The organism is Marinobacter xestospongiae, from assembly GCF_023156385.1.
GTDB classification, from domain to species: domain Bacteria; phylum Pseudomonadota; class Gammaproteobacteria; order Pseudomonadales; family Oleiphilaceae; genus Marinobacter; species Marinobacter xestospongiae.
The window spans coordinates 368,648-387,707 of sequence record NZ_JAKZAK010000001.1; the positions used below are offsets into that span (position 1 = coordinate 368,648).

A 19,060-nucleotide genomic window follows, 5' to 3' on the forward strand; every position below is an offset into this window, starting at 1 on the left:
CGGCGCCCGGCTGAAGGCAAGACCGAACCCTATGCGTTACCGCCAACAACGCTCACCCCTTAGCTACAGGAAGACACCCATGAGCATCTCCCGATCGCTCACCAGCCTGCTGTTGCTGTGTCTGCTGGTCCTGGCGCCGATGGCCCAGGCCCAATCGACGGACAGTGAGGCCACGGCGCTCTTGCAGGCGCTGGCCGATTCCTCCTATGCCCAGAAAAAAGATGTGATCGCAGAAATCGCAGGCAGTGGAGACGAACGTGCCCGAGGCTGGCTGGAAGCCTTTGCCAATGGAAAACTGAGCCGCATCGAAGACTCCGGCCAGTTTGTTATCGTACTGTCCAACCGCGGCCGTAACTGGACCGTGGCCGACGCCCTCAGTGGCGAATCCCTCGGCGAAGTGTCCCGCCGTGACCTGGACAGCATCCGAATCAACAACGCGCTGCGCAACGAGCTGGACGGCATTCTCTCGGTCATCGACCTGACCGTGGCCAACCCCGACACCCGCCTCGCCGCCGCCCGTGATTTACGCGGTGAAGTGGACGCTCCACTGGCCGAACGCATCGACGGCCTGCTGCAAACCGAAGACAACAGCGACGTCCGCGCCGCCCTGACCAAAGCCCTGGCCATCTACCAGGTGGAGCAGGGCGACGTGGCCGCCGTGGCCATTCTCGACGGCAGCCTGAACGCCCGCGCCCGGGTGGCCCTCAACGGCGCTGCCCAGAGCGACGACCCGGAACTCGCTGCGGCCGCCGCCCAGGCGCTGAAGAACATCGAAACCAAACTGAAGATCAACAGCGCCGCCGAGACCCTCTACTTCGGCCTCTCCCTCGGCTCGGTACTGGTGCTGGCGGCCATCGGCCTGGCCATCACCTTCGGCGTCATGGGCGTGATCAACATGGCCCACGGTGAGCTGATCATGCTCGGCGCCTACACCACCTGGGGCATGCAGCAGCTGCTGCCGGGCCAGCCCGGTCTGGCGCTGATCCTGTCGATCCCCGCCGGTTTCCTGGTGGCGGCGCTGGCGGGCATCGCCATCGAACGCAGCGTGATCCAGCACCTCAAGGGCCGTCCGCTGGAGACCCTGCTGGCCACCTTTGGCGTCAGCCTGATCCTGCAACAACTGGTGCGCACCGTGATTTCTCCCCTCAACCGCACCGTGATCACCCCGGAATGGATGAGTGGCTCGCTGATGGTGAACGAAGCACTGTCGCTGACCCTCAACCGCCTGTACGTCATCGGCTTCGCCCTGGTGGTGTTCGCCGGGCTGATGCTGATCATGCGCAAGACCCGCCTCGGCCTGGAAGTCCGCGCCGTGACCCAGAACCGCGCCATGGCCCGTTCCATGGGTATCAAGGCCACCCGGGTCGACATCCTCACCTTCGGCCTCGGTTCCGGCGTGGCCGGCCTGGCCGGTGTGGCGCTGTCCCAGATCACCAACGTCGGTCCCAACCTGGGCCAGAGCTACATCATCGATTCGTTCATGGTGGTGGTGTTCGGCGGCGTCGGCAACCTCTGGGGCACCCTGGTGGCCGGACTCTCCCTCGGCACCATCAATCAGGTGCTGGAACCCTGGGCCGGTGCGGTCCTGGCGAAGATCGTGGTGCTGGTCTTCATCATCCTGTTCATCCAGAAACGCCCGCGCGGACTGTTCCCGCAGAAGGGCCGGGCTGCCGAAGGATAAGTCATGGTTGCATCTACACTGAATACCTCCAAGCCGTGGCTGCTGCGCCCCTTCAACGAGCGCTCCACGCAACTGTTCCTCGGCATCCTGTTTGGTGCCGTCGCGCTGGTTACCCTGCTGCACCTGGTCTTCCCGGAAGGCCACGCCCTGCACGTCAGCGCCTACACCGTCACCCTGCTGGGCAAGTACCTGTGTTACGCCCTGCTGGCGGTGGCCGTTGACCTGGTGTGGGGCTTCCTCGGGATTCTCAGTCTGGGCCACGGTGCCTTCTTCGCCCTCGGCGGCTACGCCATGGGCATGTACCTGATGCGCCAGATCGGTGATCGCGGCGTCTACGGCGACCCGGTGCTGCCGGACTTCATGGTGTTCCTGAACTGGCAGGAGCTGCCCTGGTTCTGGCACGGCTTCGACATGGCCTGGTTTGCCTTCGCGATGGTGCTGCTGGCGCCGGGCCTGCTGGCGCTGGTGTTCGGCTTCCTGGCGTTCCGCTCGCGGGTGACCGGGGTGTACCTGTCGATCATCACCCAGGCGCTGACCTTCGCGCTGATGCTGGCGTTCTTCCGCAACGAGATGGGCTTTGGCGGTAACAACGGCCTCACCGACTTCAAGGACATCCTCGGCTTCGACCTGCGTTCCGACGCCACCCGCCTGGGCCTGTTCATCGCCACCGGCATCGCCCTGGCCATTGGCTACGTGATCTGCCGGGGCATCGTGCTCAGCAAGCTGGGCCGGGTCAGTGTCGCCTGCCGGGATGCCGAGGCCCGCACCCGTTTCATCGGCTACCGCGTCGACCGGGTGCAGCTGTTCGTGTTCGTGGTCTCCGCCATGCTGGCGGGGGTCGCCGGTGCGTTGTACGTGCCCCAGGTGGGCATTATCAACCCCAGCGAATTCTCGCCGCTGTTCTCCATCGAGGTGGTGGTGTGGGTGGCCCTGGGTGGTCGCGCCACGCTGTACGGCGCCGTTATCGGTGCGTTGCTGGTGAACTACGCCAAGACCGTGTTCACCGGCGTCATGCCAGACGCCTGGCTGTTCGCCCTTGGCGGCCTGTTCGTGCTGGTCACCGTGCTGTTGCCCAAGGGCATCGCCGGCTTGCTGCAGCGCAGGAAGAAAGCCGAAGACAGTGACAACGTCGCCGGCCAGGAGGTCACCGCATGAGCATCTTCCAGGAACTGACCAACCGCGATCGCGTCTTCGAATTCCTGACCCCGGCGGCGTCCCCGGTGGACGTTCGCCACGGACCGATCCTCTACCTCGAGGACGTCAACGTCAGCTTCGATGGCTTCAAGGCCATCAACAACCTCAACCTCACCATCGATGACGGCGAACTGCGCTGCATCATCGGCCCCAACGGCGCGGGCAAGACCACGATGATGGACATCATCACCGGCAAGACCCGCCCCGACACCGGCTCGGTGTGGTTCGGCAGCCGCCACAACCTGCTTACCATGAACGAGCCGGACATCGCCACCCTCGGCATCGGCCGCAAGTTCCAGAAGCCCACCGTGTTCGAGGCCCTGACGGTGTTCGAAAACCTCGAACTGGCCATGGCCACTGACAAGCGGATACTGCCGACGCTGACCGCCCGGCTCACCGGCGAACACCGGGACCGCATCGAGGAAGTGCTGCACCTGATCGGCCTGGCGGAGCTGCGCTACCGCGAAGCCGGCATTCTCTCCCACGGCCAGAAACAGTGGCTGGAGATCGGCATGCTGCTGATGCAGAAACCCCGGCTGCTGCTGGTGGACGAGCCGGTCGCCGGCATGACCGAGCAGGAGATGGAACGCACCGCCGAGTTGCTCACCAGCCTCGCGGGCAAACAGTCGGTGGTGGTGGTCGAGCACGACATGGGCTTCGTCCGCTCCATCGCCAGGAAAGTCACCGTGCTGCATCAGGGCAGCGTGCTGGCGGAAGGCACCATGGACCAGGTCTCCAACGACCCGAAAGTGATTGAAGTGTATCTGGGGGAGGGCGCCTGATGCTGAAAGTCGACAAACTCAACCAGTTCTACGGTGAGAGCCACACCTTGTGGGACCTGGAACTGGACGTGCCCAAGGGCCAGTGCACCTGCGTCATGGGCCGTAACGGCGTGGGCAAGACCACGCTGATGAAATGCATCATGGGCGAGGAATCGGTGAAATATGGTTCTTTGCACTATAACGGCGGCACCGAACTCACCCAACAGAAAGTGGAAGACCGCTCCCGCCTGGGCATCGGCTACGTACCCCAGGGCCGGCAGATCTTCCCGCTGCTGACGGTGGAAGAGAACCTGCGCACCGGCCTCGCCGCCCGCAAGGATGGCAGCAAGCAGATCCCCGAGCGCATCTACGAGCTGTTCCCGGTGCTCAGGGAAATGAAGCACCGCCGTGGCGGCGACCTCTCCGGCGGCCAGCAGCAACAGCTGGCCATTGGCCGGGCGCTGGTGATCGAACCGCAACTGCTGATCCTCGACGAGCCCGGCGAAGGCATCCAGCCCAACATCGTCGCGCAGATCGGCGAGGTCATCCGCAAGCTGATCGCCGAAGACGGCCTCACCGTGTTGCTGGTGGAGCAGAAACTGCCGTTTGCCCGCAAGTACGCCGACCGCTTCGCCATCCTCGACCGCGGCCGCCGTGTGGCCCAGGGCGAGATCGGCGAGCTGTCTGACGAACTCATCAAACAGCACCTAACGGTATGACCGCGTTTCAGGCCATTGGCGGTCGCAAGGCCGCCAACGACTCCGGCCACCGCTTCGACGCCGACCGGCGCTGGGCAGCGTCGCTGGCGCTGGGCTTCGTGGCGCGGCAGGAGCAGGGCGACACCGTCACCCGGCTCACCCGCCGCCACCACACCGGACCGCTGCGGGTGCAGCGCCCCTTCTACCCGGAAGGGTGCACCGGCTGCTGCCATGTCTACTTGCTGCATCCGCCGGGCGGATTGGTCAGTGGTGACGCCCTCACCATCTCTGCCGACGTGGGCGAGGGCGCCCACGCCCTGCTCACCACCCCGGCGGCGGCCAAACTCTACAAGGCCGACAGCCACGGCGTGGCCTGGGCCCAGCACACCCATTTGACGGTGGCGAAAGACGCCATCCTCGAATACCTGCCCCAGGAAACCCTGGCCTTCGACGGCTCCCGAGGCGAGCAGAGCACCACCATCGACCTTGAGAGCGGCGCCCGCACCCTGGGCTGGGAAATCCTCGCCCTCGGCCGTCCGGCTAGCCGCTTGCCGTTCGTTTCCGGCCACCTGGAACAGCGCTTTCGCCTGACCCTCGACGGCCAGCCCCTGTGGCTGGAACGCCAACCGCTGGACCCCAATCACCCGCGCTTTGCCGGTAAGTGGGGGCAGGGCGGCGCCACCGTGCAGGCCACGCTGTGGGCGGTTGGGCTGGAAGACGAAACCGACGCCATCGAAGCGGTACGCGACGCCCTGCCTGAGTCCAACCGCTGGGCCATCACCCGCCGCCGTGGCGTGGTGCTGCTGCGCTACCTGGGCAACGAACGCAACGAGGCCTGGGCGCTGTGCCAACAGGCCTGGGAAATCCTCCGGCCCCGACTCACCGGGCACGAGGCGCATGTACCAAGAATCTGGCTGACCTGATCATCACCAATACCAGAGCCAACAAACACAACGGAGTGAATGATGGAACTAACACCCAGAGACAAAGACAAGCTGCTGCTGTTCACCGCAGCGCTGCTGGCCGAACGGCGCAAAGCCAAGGGCCTCAAACTCAACTACCCCGAAGCCATCGCCCTGATCAGCGCCGAGATCATGGAAGGCGCCCGCGAAGGCCGCTCCGTGGCCGAACTCATGAGCTCCGGCACCGAAATCCTCACCCGAGACGACGTCATGGACGGCGTGGCCGACATGATCCACGAAGTCCAGGTCGAAGCGACCTTCCCCGACGGAACCAAGCTCGTGACGGTTCATAACCCCATCGTTTGAGGAGCGAGACATGATCCCCGGCGAATACCAACTGCAAGACGGCGATATCGAACTCTGCGCCGGCCGCGAACGCACCACCATCGAAGTGGCCAACACCGGCGACCGCCCCGTGCAGATCGGTTCCCACTACCACTTTGCCGAAGCCAACCCGGCGTTGGAATTCGACCGCGCTGCGGCCAAGGGCCTGCGCCTCGACATCGCCGCTGGCACCGCCATCCGTTTCGAACCCGGCCAGACCCGCGAAGTCACTTTGATTCCGTATGCAGGCGGCCGCGAGATCTACGGCTTCCGTGGCGATGTGATGGGCAAGCTGGACGGCTAGCGCAAGCTTTGGGGAGCGAGTGGCAATGGCTTTCCGAAACTGTGCGGAGCCATGGATGGCGGAGCTCAAGCGCCACATGGATGTGCTTGAGCGGGTTTCGGAAAGCCATTGCCACTTGCTCTTGCACCCAAACTGAAAACGAGGGATAGCATGAAAATCAGCAGACAAGCCTACGCCGACATGTACGGCCCCACCGTGGGTGACCGCGTCCGCCTGGGCGACACCGACCTGTGGATCGAAGTGGAACAGGACCACACCCACTACGGCGACGAAGTGAAATTCGGCGGCGGCAAAGTCATCCGCGACGGCATGGGCCAGAGCCAGCGCAACGACGACAGCGTGATGGACACCGTCATCACCAACGCCCTGATCCTCGACTGGTGGGGCATCGTCAAAGCCGACGTCGGCATCCAGAAAGGCAGAATCGCCGCCATCGGCAAAGCCGGCAACCCCGACACCCAGCCCGACGTGCAGATCGTCATCGGCCCCGGCACCGAAGTCATCGCCGGCGAAGGCAAGATCCTCACCGCCGGCGGCATCGACCCCCACATCCACTTCATCTGCCCGCAGCAGGTGGAAGAAGCCCTGATGAGCGGCGTCACCACCATGCTCGGCGGCGGCACCGGCCCGGCCACCGGCACCAATGCCACCACCTGTACCCCGGGGTTCTGGCACATCGGCAAGATGCTGCAGGCGGTGGACGAACTGCCCATGAACATAGGCTTCCTCGGCAAAGGCAACGCCTCCCTGCCGGCGGCGCTGGAAGACCAGATCAAGGCCGGCGTCATCGGCCTCAAACTGCATGAAGACTGGGGCACCACCCCGGCCTCCATCGACAACTGCCTGACCGTGGCCGACCAGTACGACGTGCAGGTCGCCATCCACACCGACACCCTCAACGAGTCCGGCTTTGTGGAAGACACCCTGGCCGCCTTCAAGGGCCGCTGCATCCACACCTTCCACACCGAAGGTGCCGGCGGCGGCCATGCCCCGGACATCATCACCGCCTGCTCCAAGGACTACGTGCTGCCGTCCTCCACCAACCCGACACGGCCCTACACCGTCAACACCGTGGACGAGCACCTGGACATGCTGATGGTATGCCACCACCTCGACCCCAACATCCCGGAAGACGTCGCCTTCGCCGACTCCCGCATCCGCCGCGAGACCATCGCCGCCGAGGACATCCTTCACGACCTGGGCGTGATCTCCATGATCTCCTCCGACTCCCAGGCCATGGGCCGGGTCGGCGAGGTGGTGTGCCGCACCTGGCAGACCGCCCACAAGATGAAGGTCCAGCGCGGCCTGTTGCCGGAAGACGAGGAGCGCGGTGCCGACAACTTCCGCGCCAAGCGCTACATCGCCAAGTACACCATCAACTCCGCCATCACCCACGGCATCGCCCATGACGTCGGCTCGGTGGAAGTGGGCAAGCTAGCGGACCTGGTGCTGTGGAGCCCGGCGTTCTTCGGCGTTAAACCCGCCTGCATCCTCAAGGGCGGCATGATCGCGGCGGCGCCCATGGGCGACCCCAACGCCTCCATCCCCACCCCGCAGCCGGTGCACTACCGCCCCATGTTCGGGGCCTACGGCAAGGCCGCCAGTGCCACCCGCCTGACCTTCGTCAGCCAGGCCGCGCTGGACGCCAACATCGGCGAGGAACTGGGGCTGGACAGCCCGCTGTCCGCCTGCAAGGGCGTACGGGAGGTGCGCAAGGGCGACATGAAACTCAACGACGCCTGCCCACACCTCACCGTGGACCCACAGACCTACGAAGTACACGCCGACGGCGAACTGCTCACCTGCGAGCCCGCCGCCGAACTGCCGCTGGCTCAGCGCTATCATTTGTTTTGATGGCACAGCCTGACCCAGCGAGAGGAGAACGAATATGCTGGAAATGAATCAACGCATCGCCCCGGTGGAATCCACCGAGGTACTGGACACCCTGACCCTGCCGTACGAGCTGCGTATCCGCGGCCGCCTGCGGGCCACCACGGACAACGGCCACGACGTCGGCCTGTTCCTCGACCGTGGCCCGGTGCTGCGGGAAGGCGCCCACCTGATGGCCAAGGGCGGCGAGATCGTCCGCATCCGCGCCGCCGACGAACCGGTGGTCACCGCCCGCATCGCCGACGGCCTGCCCCTGGCCCGGCTGTGCTACCACCTGGGCAACCGCCACGTGACGTTGGCAATAGGGAATGACGACAAAGGCAGCTGGGTCCGCTTCCCGCCCGACCACGTGCTGGAAGAACTGGCCGAACGCCTCGGTGCCACCCTGGAACACCACCAGGGCCCGTTCGACCCCGAGCCGGGTGCCTACGCCCAGGCCGGGCAGGGCCATGGTCACTCCCACGGGCATTCACATGGCAACGGTCATTCACACAGCCATTCCCACGACCACCGGCACAGCCATGGCCATCACCACCACTGACAGCCAGACCGGCGACCTGGCCCTGCTGGGCCTGCTGCAACTGGTCAGCCCTGCGCTGCCCATCGGCGCCTTCGCCTGGTCCCAGGGCCTGGAAAGTGCGTTCGAACTGCAGTGGGTAACCAGCGAGGCAGAGCTGGGCCAGTGGCTGGAAGGCGTGCTGGACGACGGCCTCACCCGCTGCGAACTGCCCCTGCTGGCCCGGCTGCAAATTGCCTGGGCCGAGGGCGACAGCGCCACGGTGGCCAACTGGAACCAGTGGCTCCACGCCACCCGCGAGACCGCCGAACTGACCGACGAAGACGTCCGCCTGGGCGCGGCGCTGGTACGGCTGCTAAACAGCCTGGAGCTCCTACCGCAAGCGGACGACGGCGAACTCCCGGCTGAACCCGGCTACGTCACCGTCTTCGCCTGGGCCGCCCACCTGCGCAACGTCCCCCAGCGCCAGACCCTGCTCGGCTTTGCCTGGGCCTGGCTGGAAAACCAGCTGGCGGTGGCCTGCAAAGCCATGCCCCTGGGCCACACCGCCGCCCAACGGTTGACCGAACAGCTACGTCCCAAACTGGTGGCGGCGGTAGACAAGGCCCTTGGCCTGAGTGACGACGAATTGGGACCGGTGCTACCAGGGCTCGCCCTCGGCAGTGCCTTACATGAAACACAGTATTCAAGGCTCTTTCGGAGCTGAATAAAAGCTGTTGAATACCACTCCGAAGCTCGGCGTGGTGAGCGGGGGAAGTCCTTCCGGGAACGTGCGGAGCCATGGATGGCGGAGCGCGAGCGTTACAGGGATGTACTTGAGCGTGTCCCGGAAGGACTTCCCCCGATCACCGCGCTACACGGAGTCAAAGAAATAACGACGAAGAGGTACACAACCCATGACACATTGTCTAAGAGTAGGCGTCGGCGGCCCCGTCGGCTCCGGCAAAACCGCCCTGCTGCGCCAACTGTGCAAAGCCCTGCGGGACCACTACAACATCGCCGTAGTCACCAACGACATCTACACCCGCGAAGACGCCGACTTCCTGCTGCGCCACGAAGCCCTCGACGCCGACCGCATCCTCGGCGTGGAAACCGGCGGCTGCCCCCATACAGCGATACGCGAGGACGCCTCCATGAACCTGGCGGCCATCGACGACCTCCAGTCCCGCCACCCGGGCCTGGAACTGGTGCTGGTGGAATCCGGCGGCGACAACCTCTCCGCCACCTTCAGCCCGGAACTGTCCGACCTCACCCTGTACGTCATCGACGTCTCCGCCGGCGACAAGATCCCCCGCAAAGGTGGCCCCGGCATCACCAAGTCCGACCTGCTGATCATCAACAAGATCGACATCGCCGAACAGGTCCACGCCTCCCTGGAGGTGATGGAACGGGACAGCAAGAAAATGCGCGGCGAACGGCCGTTTGTGTTTACCAACCTGTATGACGGGGTAGGGCTGGAAGAGATCATCAGCTTCATCCTTGAACGGGGCATGCTGCCCGAACGTCGGCCAGACAAGATTGCCGAATCCGCCTGATACCCGATTGAAACCTTTACGATTAATGCATTACGGAGAACACGCAATGAAGCGACTCACCAAAATCCTCGCCACCGTCTGCCTGATGCTCACCGCCACCACCGCGTTCGCCCACCCGGGCCACACCGAAGGCGGCTTCACCAGCGGCCTGCTGCACCCCATGCTGGGCCTCGACCACCTGCTGGCCATGGCGGCCATCGGTTTCTGGAGCGTGCGCCAGAGCAAACTGATGAAAAACGCCACCCCCGCCTTTGTAGTCGGCGGCATGATCCTCGGCGCCGCCCTGGCCTGGGGCGGCCTGGGCCTGCCAGGTGTGGAAACCGGCATCACCTTCTCGGTACTGCTGGCGGGGATTCTGATCGCCACCCTGGTCAAGCTGCCCACTGCCGTGGGTGGCTCTCTCGTTGGGGCGTTTATGGTATTTCATGGTTTTGCCCATGGCACGGAAATGCCAGAAGGCGCAACCCTGGTCGCCTACCTGACCGGCTTCTCCATTGCCACACTGCTGATTACGTTTGTGGGGCGTGGTTTGGGCGCGTTGATGTTGAAAGCCGACAGCCGGTTTAGTCGGGGTGTTGGTGGTGTGCTGGCGGTGGCTGGGGCGTATCTGTCTGTGGCCTGATTGTTGGCATCTCTTGCCCTTAGTGGGCAAAACAAGAAAAGTCGTGCGGGAGACCGTGCGGCTTTTTTTGTTGGGGCTTGTTTGTTAACGATGTTTTGCAGATGAGGGTAGTCCAACGGCGTCAACTTGGGCTAATGTGTAGTGAGATAAAACGGACTTGTGTGCTTTCTGTTAGGGACGACGGATGGACTACTCCCCGGTTCTTCAGCCTCTTTTTACCGCCCTCTGGTATCTGATTCCGCTCATGATTCTCGCGGGCGTGGTCAAGTCGCCCTGGTTCAAGGGCAAGGTAGGCGAGCTCCTTGTTAATACCTCCGCACGCCTGTTCCTCGACAAGCAACGCTACCACCTGATCAAGAACGTCACCCTGCCCACCGAAGACGGCACCACCCAGATCGACCACATTATTGTGTCCCGGTATGGGGTGTTCGTGGTGGAAACCAAGAACATGAAGGGCTGGATCTTTGGTAAGCCGAATCAGCGGTATTGGACTCAGAAGATCTTCAAGTATTCGCAGAAGTTTCAGAACCCGCTGCATCAGAATTACAAGCATGTGAAGACGTTGCAGAGCCTGTTGGGGCTGAGTGATCAGCAGGTGCATTCGTTGGTGGTGTTTGTGGGGGATTCGACGTTTAAGACGGAGATGCCTGGGAACGTGACGCAGGGTGGGGGATACCTTCGCTTCATCAAATCGCACTCTGAAGAACTGCTCTCTGAGGCTGAGGTTCAGAAGGTGATCGGAACCATTGAATCCGGGCGACTAGCGGCTACGTTCAGAAATCACCGGAAGCACGTGGCGCATGTGAAGGAGGTCGTGGCGAAGAAAAACAGTGAGCCACGATGCCCGAAGTGCCTGGGTGAGATGGTAAAGCGCACGGCGAAGCGAGAAGGGGGTATTGGGAAGGAGTTTTATGGCTGCAAGGCATTTCCTAAGTGCCGGGGGATGGTTGGTGCTTCTAACGAAGCTGTCAAATGATTACAGCGCCACCCGAATGTTAACGAAGCGTATCGAATTGATTGCCATGGTTTAAATGGTGAAATCTGAATTTTTGGTTTTGAGCGTTTATTGACGCTGAAATGATCGCAATAACGAAGCGTGCTATCTAATCATTTTAAGCCGTTTCACAACAAAAGGAGGGGGTGTGGTAATACGAGGCTTTGGCAGGTGTGAAACATGTGATTCAAACTACATGTTAAGAGCTGGTGTCGGTATTGAAAACTACCAACTCCACACTTTCGATTGTTTGGTGTGTGAGCTTCCCATCCTTGTAGCAGTGAGGTCCAGAGCACCTCAAGCGTATTTCGAAGCGGAGGAAAATTTTTATCTGTGCTCAGAAATTGAAGATGATTACACGGTTATCAACCTTCATCCGAACTTTGCGTTCAAGCAAGACACTATACACAAACCTAATTCTTTTGCGTCAATAGAATATGTTAGGAAAATAACGCCTCATCTCAGGATGCTTCCTGGGAAGCATCAGGATACCGCACTGCAATTTGACGTCCCTAACGCCAAAGATTTATGGGGTATCGTTAAGAACATCTTGACGCTTGAAAACAAACAAGGGCAAGAGAAGGCACTTAATAAAAAAATAAATAATTACGAGGGGCAAAGAAAAAAATATTTTCCGGACACCTCCATAAATAATCCTGACGAGGCAATATTTAATTTTTTTGACAGTTTGTTTTACCCAAGAATAAACCAATTATTTGAGCCAGCTAAACGCTTTGCAGAATCGGCTAAGGTCTCTTTTCCAAAGCAGTTTAATGATTTCGTAAATTATCACAACGACCATCTGAAAGAAGATCAAGAAAAAAGATACATTTCATCATTTTCAGACTACTTCAGGATCTACACGAGTCTAAGCCAAATGATGGTTCACGCAAGGCTTGATGATGACGATGTTGATGACAGAGTTGTTGGCTCAAAATTCTTTGATGAGATTAAGCTTTACTATGGACAGGTTTACGAAACCCTAACTGCAGCATTTGTGACTCTCGCATGTCTCAATAACATAAAATCTGGCAGGAAGTTTGATCAATTTAATTCAATGACGCTTAACAAATATTTAAAAGACGTTGACAAGTCAAAGCGAGCTGATCCTTTTGCTCAAGTGCCTGAATTAGTGGAATTCGCTGCGGATTTAGATAGTGCATTGAGGAATGGCTCCCACCATGCTTCAATTTGGAGGGATGGAGAGAAAATTCTGTTCCGTAGCGGTGGAACTGGGCAAGAAAGAGAGATCACATACGCAAGATATTTGCATCTTTGTAACAAGCTTACCATTGCTCTTGCAGCAATTTGGCTTCTTGATCGACATATAAAAAATGGCTAGCAAATGCAAGTGCAGCGACGCCCATTACATTCCGCCTTCGGCTCCAATCAATGGGCGCGCATGCTGCAAGCGTTATCTCAAAAGGAAATCGAATTATGTCTGCAATTTATGATTCGCTTGAATTCGAAACGCCATTGCTTGCTAAGTGGGCGGCATTCTTCGACCTGGCGGGCTGGAAGTGGGATAAGGCGCCGGCAGCAATCGGGAATTGGAAGCCAGATTTTAGGGTTACCTTTATCTGCAACCACTCTGAATGCGGGGGTAGCCATACAATCCTTGTCTCAGTTCTTGATGTGGACCGGATCGAAAGCGTGAAAGGGCATCCCGCAATGACTCAAGGATTCTCTACGCCTGGGGAAAATGGAAGTTTCGTTGCTGACGCAGGTGCATTATTTGGATCATCTCCCAATGTCACATATTGGGAGATGGCTCATGGAGCTGGCGGCGGACAAGAAGAAGTGAGCCGCTGGGTTGCTGATGCGGCCCAATTATGGGACCAAGCAAAAGGCCTAATCGCAAGAGAGAATGGATAAAATACAAGGCGACGCACGCGACAAGCGCGTGATTTCGGTTTTATACGGTTGCTCTACTGGCCCGCTTTCGACCCAAAGCGGACATTAAGGTTGCAGTACAGCAAGGTAACATCGAATTCTGAGCTCTGCTTAATATATTCAAAAATATACTTCGAAACATATAAATAATGAAGAAAACTCATACCGAAAAAACAAGTGCTGCTGACAAAGCTATTGGTTTTGATTTCCAATACTATCATTTTCTATGGAGACTTCTTACCATGAAGAGTGATGAGAGTGTTGGGTTAGAAGTGTTAGATGATGTGCATGCGGAGTTGGCAACAAAGCGTAAAATATTTATTCAGCTTAAGCATACAACGCAGACGAATGCAGACGGCACCCCTAAAAGCATGACCCAGCTTGATGTGGATATGTGGAAGACGTTTTCAAATTGGTGCAAGGTTATCGCTGATAAGGAAAGCGGTCGAGGAAATGTTAGTGAGCAATTAGGCTTTGTTAAAGATACTGATTTTGTTCTTTCTTCTAATAAGATCGATAATTTAAAAAACTCTGTATTGAATGATATTAGGGCGATCCAAAAAGGTGACAAAAAATATAGCACCTTTAAGAACGGTATGTCAGATTTAAAAAGTAAGACCAAGGATGGTAAGATTAAAGCTTATATTGATACAGTCTTGGCTTTAGATGCTGATGTAGCAAATATATTTTTTAAAAATATTTATTTTGATTTAGGTTGTGATGAAATAATTGAAAAATGCAAAACGGCAATAAAAGAGCATCACATAGATGATAGTAAGATTGATGATGTTTTTAGCGATATTGATTCAAGATTGCGTCAAGAAAACTTTTCATTGACTAAAAATAAAGAAAAAATCACCTTTAGTTTTGATGATTTTCGTAAAAAATATCGAATTTATTTTGATCAAGCAAGAAATGGAAGGCTTAGAATAATTCGGTTTAATGGCGTGCTACCTGAGAATTTGGCAGATCAAATATTCATACAGCAGCTAATAGATATTAACGATCTCGAGCCAGAAGATACAGAGCATATCGCAATGTATACGCGATGCTTGCTTTACATGGTAAATAATTTTGACCGCTGGGAAAAAGACGGTGATATAAGCAGGGGTCAAATAGATGATTTTAAACGTGAGGCAATGGCTAGATGGCAAATTGAGTTCGATAGTGTGTACCGAAGAAGGTTAAATGAAGATGAGATACTGGAGAAGGCCTTAGGCATTTTTGACGCAATTAGAAAAGAAAAGTTAGAGCTAGATGGGCAACTATTGCCTACAGAGATGAACAACGGTTGCTATTATCATCTTTCCAATATTCCGAAAATTGGGTGGCATAAATATTGGGAAAGTAAATACAAATGAGTGATACTGAAAGGTTATATAACAATATAGGTGTTCAGGCCTTAGCCATATTGCTGGTCGTCCAACATGCTCAGATTTTGCCTTTATCTAAGGCGTTATTAGTATCACCTATAATAACGCACAACGAAATGCTAAAGTATTTATCCAATGGAAATGTCAAGATTCAGGGGATAGAAAAGCTTATTATTGAAAAAACCAGATTTTTCGCGAATTTTAACAATCGTTTTTACGATCAACTGTGTAGCTCAATAAATGCAATTCAGCTTTTGCATGAAATAGATGCCATTGCGTTAAGTGAGGGTGCATTGATTAAAAAAGGTGGTTCTGAGCCATTGTTTATAGCTGGTAAAGAGGCGGGGAATAGAGCTTTTAAAATTCAGAAAGCAGTTCCTAATATCGCAAAAATGATGGAATCATCCGCAGAAAATCTTTATTTGAATTTAAGGGTGGAGCTGTGAATTTTTATTTTGATAATTTGGTTCTATTTCTTAAGAATGGCAAAAAACGCACGCTTGCATTTATGCCGGGTAAAATTAATGTTATTACTGGTGACAGTAATACTGGGAAAACTGCAATATTAGCAATTATAGATTATTGTTTGTTTTCTAGTACGCACGATATTTCTGAGAGTATCATAAACGAAAATGTTGAATGGTATGGTATAAAAATATCAATCAATGATAAGTGTTACTTCATTGCTCGGAAGTCACCCTCAGAAAGTAATGTCTCTCATGACTACTATTTTTCGTCTGTAGGGGATATTCCAGAGGGTGCTCCAACAGCTAACATTACGGAATCTGCCCTTAAAAGAACGCTAGAGGCGGAGTTTGGCATAGATAGTGATACTAGAGTAGCGTATGGAGGAAGGATACTTAGTTCAGGTTCGAAAGTATCTTTAAGGTATTTTTTACTCCTAAACACTATATCGCAAGACATTATCACACATAGCCAGGAATTTTTTGATAAACAGAAGAATGATAAGTATAGGGAGGCTCTGCCTAGAATTTTTGATTTAGCTGTTGGGATTGACACAGTTGAAAATATCCTGAAAAGAGAGAAACGTGAAGAGATTGAGCGTGAAATAAGAAAGCTTGAGAAAGAGTCTGAACGTATTAGTCGTAAATATGATGCATTTTATTCCCAATTAAAAAGCACAATTCAGACTGCTAGAGAGTATGGTCTGTTACCAGAGGAAGGTGATGTCGGAGAAGCGGTTGAACAGCTCAATACAATGGTTGGAAGCGCTGAGAGTGTTGCTAGGAACGGAACAATAGACCGTTATAATGAAATCAATGCTAATATTGGCAAGCTCACCAGAAAGATTAGAAATCTCAACAGTTTTGCAAGCGAATATAAAAGATATAAAGCCAACCTGAAAGAAACCAGTGACAGCCTAAAATCCTTGGATTTTATTTCTGAGCATTATAATGATGTGTTGAAAACCTCAATTTTTAAAGAGGTTATAGCTGGTCTAGAAGCAGACCATAAAAAAATCAAAAAAGCTGTGGCAAACAAGACACCTTTAGATAGCAATATATCAACAACGATTAAAGAATACGAAGCTCAATTGAGGGATATGGTGGATGAGCGCGATACAATGCCGCGAGAAATTAAAGCATTTGAGAATGACAAAGAAAAATATATTTTTGTAGGTGAAGTGAAAGCCAAGTTAGATCTGTATCAACCTCAGACTGGCGCCAACAATAATGAGAGTGAGGAGAGGATAAAATATTTAAATAATAGGCTGGATGAGCTTGTTGTATATAATGTTGGTGAGCGAAAGGATTTGTTTGTCAAAACCTTGGATGAGATAATTCAAGAATATATAGAATTCACAGGATCAGCTTTGGCAAATTATAAAGACTATAAAGCGTCGTTTAATTACAAAGATAAAGTCTTACAATTGAGGAAGCCTCGAAGCAACCATGTTGAAAATGTAGGAAGTAGTTCTAATCATATGTTCCTGCATTTGTTTTTATTTTTGGGGCTTCATGAGCAAATTATTAGAGAAAAAATTCCTTATGTGGCTCCTTTTCTCATCATTGATCAATTTAGCAGGCCGTATTTTGAAGATCGAAATGGAAATATTAAAGAGAATATGGATAGCTCTGACATAGCCAAAGTAACTGCCGCTGTGAGTTTGTTGGATGATTTCGTTACAAATATGAAAGAGCTTGGTGGTAATTTTCAGATAATAGTTTTTGAACATATTAGTCCTGAAACATGGAATGGCTTTAGTAATTTTCATTTAGTTGAAAGTTTTAAAGATGGTAATGCATTGATACCCAACAAAATTAAATAAACTAAAGGGGTCAGATCGATTTTAAATTGATCAATCCGGCCCCGCCCCGAACATCCGATACAATCCTTCCGAAGAGCTAACGGATTGGCTCAAAACCCTCAAATGGAATTGCAACATGCCACGGAAGACACGGATGTATCTCCCGGGCGTTCCTGCTCATGTGGTTCAGCGTGGCCATAACCGGGATGCCTGTTTTTATGCGGAAGAGGATTTCGAAGCTAAAGGGGTCAGATCGATTTTAAATTGATCAATTCGGCCCCGCACTGCACATCCGATACAATGCTCCCCATGAGCTAATGGATTGGCTCTAACCCCTCAAACGGATTTGAACCATGCCACGGAAGACACGGATGTATCTCCCGGGCGTTCCTGCCCATGTGGTCCAACGCGGTCACAATAGGGATGCCTGCTTCTTCGCGGAAGACGATTTCCGCTTCTATCGCCAAGTGCTGGCGGAAGGCCTGAAGCGCAACGGCGCTGAGCTTCATGCGTATTGCCTGATGACCAACCACGTTCATCTGTTGATCACGCCGCAACATGCGGACAGTATCTCCAGGCTCATGCAGCATGTGGGGCGCCAGTACGTTCAGTACATCAATAAAAACTACCGGCGATCAGGTACCTTGTGGGAAGGGCGGCACAAAGGGAGCTTGGTGGACGCCGAGAACTACCTGTTGAGCTGTTACCGCTACATTGAGCTTAACCCCGTCACGGCAGGTATGGTCGATCAGCCAGAACAGTATCCCTGGAGCAGCTTTCGTCGTAATGCTTTAGGTGAACCGAATGAAACTAAAGGGGGCAGATCGATTTTAAATTGATCAATTCGGCCCCGCCCCGAACATCCGATACAATCCTTCTGACAAGTTAACGGGTTGGCTCCAAACACTCAAACGAAATTGCACCATGGCACGGAAGACATACACCTTCGGGGTCAGGTCTTGCCTTTTGCCCTTCCGGCCTGAGAAAAGCCAAATAGCAAAATACAAGACCCGGGGGCACTCTTACTGAACGTATGCCAGTCGCAGGTAGAAAGATGCAACGCCTAACACAAACTTTATTAATGGGGTCAGAGCGCATATTTATTGCATGGGCGCATACTTTTGAACTTCTGATTGAGTACGATTTCACGTTTTAATTTATTGCCCTAGTTATAATAATTTCTGAGGCCATAATCTTCTAACTCAATTTAAAATCGATCTGACCCCTTTTTCACCTTTTTCATTGATGCCTTCCTGGGAGGATGCGGAATCAAACAGCGCAAGCAGGTTCAGTTCGGCAATCTGGTCGGGTGAAAACGGCATGGCATGTCCTCTGTGTTGTTTTGGCTTGGAATTCCTGAAGTCAAACAATAAGTGCAGCACCACTCGTTGGTAGTGCCCCGGAATATTCTCCCCAGAACACCTCCGCCGGTGTGCGGTACCCCAGCCGTTTTCTGGGGCGATTATTGATCTCATCGACCACCCGATTCAGGGCTCGCTGACTGACCGCTGAGAAGTCGGTTCCCTTCGGATAATACTGCCGTATCAAGCCGTTGGTATTTTCATTGGTCCCACGCTGTCCTGAGCAATAGGGATCACAGAAGTACGTCGCCATGCTCAAGGCTTTGGCCATTCTCTCGTGGTCTGCGAACTCACTGCCATTGTCCAGCGTCAGGGTGCTGACGGCGCCGCGAATCGGCGTCATCAAGCGGATGATCGCATTCGTCGTCAGGTCGGCTGTGACACGCGCCAACCGGCCTGCCAGCAAGTATCCGCTACGACGTTCCACGAGCGTTACGATGCCTGACTGCTTGTGGCCGTGCAGAACCGTGTCTCCTTCCCAGTGACCCACCTCCAGACGCTGGTCTATCTCGGCAGGTCGATGCTCTATACCCCTTCGATTCGGGATCTTGCCCAGTCCCGCGCGCTTGGCCATATCTCGTTGAGCGCGGCGCCTCCTGGAGTGCCGGCCGTAGGTCCAGAGCTTGCCGCCGTTGGCGCGGTCCCGAAGGATCAGGTCATAGATCCACTGGCGGCTGACCCG

General features: G+C 55.1%; 21 protein-coding genes. 19 read left to right on the forward strand and 2 right to left on the reverse strand.

Annotation, left to right across the window (positions count from 1 at the left end; all coding sequences use genetic code 11):
• Positions 1-79 precede the first annotated feature (79 nt).
• The 19 genes from urtB (at position 80) to MLD24_RS01760 (ending at position 17,856) form a co-directional block, all read left to right on the forward strand.
• Positions 80-1,681: an urea ABC transporter permease subunit UrtB gene (gene urtB, locus MLD24_RS01670; protein WP_248163335.1), complete on the forward strand. Its 1,602-nt coding sequence runs from the start codon at positions 80-82 to the stop codon at positions 1,679-1,681.
• A gap of 3 nt (positions 1,682-1,684) precedes the next feature.
• On the forward strand, positions 1,685-2,836 hold the full coding sequence (gene urtC / locus MLD24_RS01675) for an urea ABC transporter permease subunit UrtC (RefSeq protein ID WP_248163336.1): 1,152 nt from the start codon (positions 1,685-1,687) through the stop codon (positions 2,834-2,836).
• Positions 2,833-3,657 (forward strand): urea ABC transporter ATP-binding protein UrtD, encoded by an 825-nt coding sequence (urtD, locus tag MLD24_RS01680; RefSeq protein WP_248163337.1) that lies wholly within the window; start codon positions 2,833-2,835, stop codon positions 3,655-3,657. The genes urtC and urtD overlap by 4 nt, the downstream gene beginning before the upstream one ends.
• Positions 3,657-4,355: an urea ABC transporter ATP-binding subunit UrtE gene (gene urtE, locus MLD24_RS01685; protein ID WP_248163338.1), complete on the forward strand. Its 699-nt coding sequence runs from the start codon at positions 3,657-3,659 to the stop codon at positions 4,353-4,355. The genes urtD and urtE overlap by 1 nt, the downstream gene beginning before the upstream one ends.
• On the forward strand, positions 4,352-5,257 hold the full coding sequence (locus MLD24_RS01690) for an urease accessory protein UreD (protein WP_248163339.1): 906 nt from the start codon (positions 4,352-4,354) through the stop codon (positions 5,255-5,257). The genes urtE and MLD24_RS01690 overlap by 4 nt, the downstream gene beginning before the upstream one ends.
• A gap of 42 nt (positions 5,258-5,299) precedes the next feature.
• Positions 5,300-5,602, forward strand: coding sequence for an urease subunit gamma (ureA, locus tag MLD24_RS01695; protein WP_206644057.1), 303 nt, complete (start codon positions 5,300-5,302; stop codon positions 5,600-5,602).
• A gap of 10 nt (positions 5,603-5,612) precedes the next feature.
• A complete protein-coding gene (locus MLD24_RS01700) occupies positions 5,613-5,924 on the forward strand; it encodes an urease subunit beta (RefSeq protein ID WP_248163340.1) in 312 nt (103 codons plus the stop codon).
• A gap of 150 nt (positions 5,925-6,074) precedes the next feature.
• Positions 6,075-7,778, forward strand: a complete 1,704-nt coding sequence (gene ureC / locus MLD24_RS01705) for an urease subunit alpha (RefSeq protein ID WP_248163341.1) — start codon at positions 6,075-6,077, stop codon at positions 7,776-7,778.
• Positions 7,779-7,812: 34 nt separating this feature from the next.
• The gene (gene ureE, locus MLD24_RS01710) at positions 7,813-8,355 is read left to right on the forward strand and encodes an urease accessory protein UreE (protein ID WP_248163342.1); all 543 of its coding nucleotides are present in this window, start codon (positions 7,813-7,815) and stop codon (positions 8,353-8,355) included.
• On the forward strand, positions 8,336-9,037 hold the full coding sequence (locus MLD24_RS01715) for an urease accessory protein UreF (RefSeq protein WP_248163365.1): 702 nt from the start codon (positions 8,336-8,338) through the stop codon (positions 9,035-9,037). Before ureE ends, MLD24_RS01715 begins: the two co-directional genes overlap by 20 nt.
• Positions 9,038-9,227: 190 nt before the next feature.
• Positions 9,228-9,866: an urease accessory protein UreG gene (ureG, locus tag MLD24_RS01720; protein WP_091817832.1), complete on the forward strand. Its 639-nt coding sequence runs from the start codon at positions 9,228-9,230 to the stop codon at positions 9,864-9,866.
• A 46-nt stretch (positions 9,867-9,912) separates the two neighbouring features.
• Positions 9,913-10,488 carry a HupE/UreJ family protein gene (locus MLD24_RS01725; RefSeq protein WP_248163343.1) on the forward strand — a complete coding sequence of 192 codons (576 nt, stop codon included), beginning with the start codon at positions 9,913-9,915 and terminating at the stop codon, positions 10,486-10,488.
• 184 nt (positions 10,489-10,672) lie between these two features.
• Entirely contained in the window at positions 10,673-11,464 is a 792-nt protein-coding gene (locus tag MLD24_RS01730; protein ID WP_248163344.1) for a nuclease-related domain-containing protein, read from the forward strand.
• Between the two features lie 166 nt (positions 11,465-11,630).
• A complete protein-coding gene (locus tag MLD24_RS01735) occupies positions 11,631-12,824 on the forward strand; it encodes a hypothetical protein (RefSeq protein ID WP_248163345.1) in 1,194 nt (397 codons plus the stop codon).
• Positions 12,825-12,919: 95 nt separating this feature from the next.
• The gene (locus tag MLD24_RS01740; RefSeq protein WP_248163346.1) at positions 12,920-13,357 is read left to right on the forward strand and encodes a hypothetical protein; all 438 of its coding nucleotides are present in this window, start codon (positions 12,920-12,922) and stop codon (positions 13,355-13,357) included.
• 167 nt (positions 13,358-13,524) lie between these two features.
• Positions 13,525-14,736, forward strand: a complete 1,212-nt coding sequence (locus MLD24_RS01745) for an ABC-three component system protein (RefSeq protein WP_248163347.1) — start codon at positions 13,525-13,527, stop codon at positions 14,734-14,736.
• A complete protein-coding gene (locus MLD24_RS01750; RefSeq protein ID WP_248163348.1) occupies positions 14,733-15,194 on the forward strand; it encodes a three component ABC system middle component in 462 nt (153 codons plus the stop codon). The genes MLD24_RS01745 and MLD24_RS01750 overlap by 4 nt, the downstream gene beginning before the upstream one ends.
• Complete coding sequence (locus MLD24_RS01755; protein ID WP_248163349.1) at positions 15,191-17,038, forward strand: DUF3732 domain-containing protein; 1,848 nt, start codon at positions 15,191-15,193, stop codon at positions 17,036-17,038. Before MLD24_RS01750 ends, MLD24_RS01755 begins: the two co-directional genes overlap by 4 nt.
• A gap of 332 nt (positions 17,039-17,370) precedes the next feature.
• Positions 17,371-17,856, forward strand: a complete 486-nt coding sequence (locus tag MLD24_RS01760) for a transposase (RefSeq protein WP_248163350.1) — start codon at positions 17,371-17,373, stop codon at positions 17,854-17,856.
• Positions 17,857-18,219: 363 nt separating this feature from the next.
• On the opposite strand, the gene MLD24_RS01765 is transcribed toward MLD24_RS01760, so the two are convergent.
• Both MLD24_RS01765 and MLD24_RS01770 read right to left on the reverse strand, forming a co-directional pair.
• Complete coding sequence (locus MLD24_RS01765) at positions 18,220-18,339, reverse strand: DUF5669 family protein (protein WP_248163351.1); 120 nt, start codon at positions 18,337-18,339, stop codon at positions 18,220-18,222.
• A 40-nt stretch (positions 18,340-18,379) separates the two neighbouring features.
• Positions 18,380-19,060 (reverse strand): IS30 family transposase (locus tag MLD24_RS01770; RefSeq protein WP_248163352.1); only part of this gene is annotated, 681 nt, incomplete at its 5' end.

Bases quoted from the DNA above. Each gene is read 5' to 3' on its own strand.
- urtB (WP_248163335.1), top strand. From the start codon at position 80: ATGAGCATCTCCCGATCGCTCACCAGCCTGCTGTTGCTGTGTCTGCTG.
- urtC (WP_248163336.1), top strand. From the start codon at position 1,685: ATGGTTGCATCTACACTGAATACCTCCAAGCCGTGGCTGCTGCGCCCC.
- urtD (WP_248163337.1), top strand. From the start codon at position 2,833: ATGAGCATCTTCCAGGAACTGACCAACCGCGATCGCGTCTTCGAATTC.
- urtE (WP_248163338.1), top strand. From the start codon at position 3,657: ATGCTGAAAGTCGACAAACTCAACCAGTTCTACGGTGAGAGCCACACC.
- MLD24_RS01690 (WP_248163339.1), top strand. From the start codon at position 4,352: ATGACCGCGTTTCAGGCCATTGGCGGTCGCAAGGCCGCCAACGACTCC.
- ureA (WP_206644057.1), top strand. From the start codon at position 5,300: ATGGAACTAACACCCAGAGACAAAGACAAGCTGCTGCTGTTCACCGCA.
- MLD24_RS01700 (WP_248163340.1), top strand. From the start codon at position 5,613: ATGATCCCCGGCGAATACCAACTGCAAGACGGCGATATCGAACTCTGC.
- ureC (WP_248163341.1), top strand. From the start codon at position 6,075: ATGAAAATCAGCAGACAAGCCTACGCCGACATGTACGGCCCCACCGTG.
- ureE (WP_248163342.1), top strand. From the start codon at position 7,813: ATGCTGGAAATGAATCAACGCATCGCCCCGGTGGAATCCACCGAGGTA.
- MLD24_RS01715 (WP_248163365.1), top strand. From the start codon at position 8,336: ATGGCCATCACCACCACTGACAGCCAGACCGGCGACCTGGCCCTGCTG.
- ureG (WP_091817832.1), top strand. From the start codon at position 9,228: ATGACACATTGTCTAAGAGTAGGCGTCGGCGGCCCCGTCGGCTCCGGC.
- MLD24_RS01725 (WP_248163343.1), top strand. From the start codon at position 9,913: ATGAAGCGACTCACCAAAATCCTCGCCACCGTCTGCCTGATGCTCACC.
- MLD24_RS01730 (WP_248163344.1), top strand. From the start codon at position 10,673: ATGGACTACTCCCCGGTTCTTCAGCCTCTTTTTACCGCCCTCTGGTAT.
- MLD24_RS01740 (WP_248163346.1), top strand. From the start codon at position 12,920: ATGTCTGCAATTTATGATTCGCTTGAATTCGAAACGCCATTGCTTGCT.
- MLD24_RS01745 (WP_248163347.1), top strand. From the start codon at position 13,525: ATGAAGAAAACTCATACCGAAAAAACAAGTGCTGCTGACAAAGCTATT.
- MLD24_RS01750 (WP_248163348.1), top strand. From the start codon at position 14,733: ATGAGTGATACTGAAAGGTTATATAACAATATAGGTGTTCAGGCCTTA.
- MLD24_RS01760 (WP_248163350.1), top strand. From the start codon at position 17,371: ATGCCACGGAAGACACGGATGTATCTCCCGGGCGTTCCTGCCCATGTG.
- MLD24_RS01765 (WP_248163351.1), bottom strand. From the start codon at position 18,339: ATGCCGTTTTCACCCGACCAGATTGCCGAACTGAACCTGCTTGCGCTG.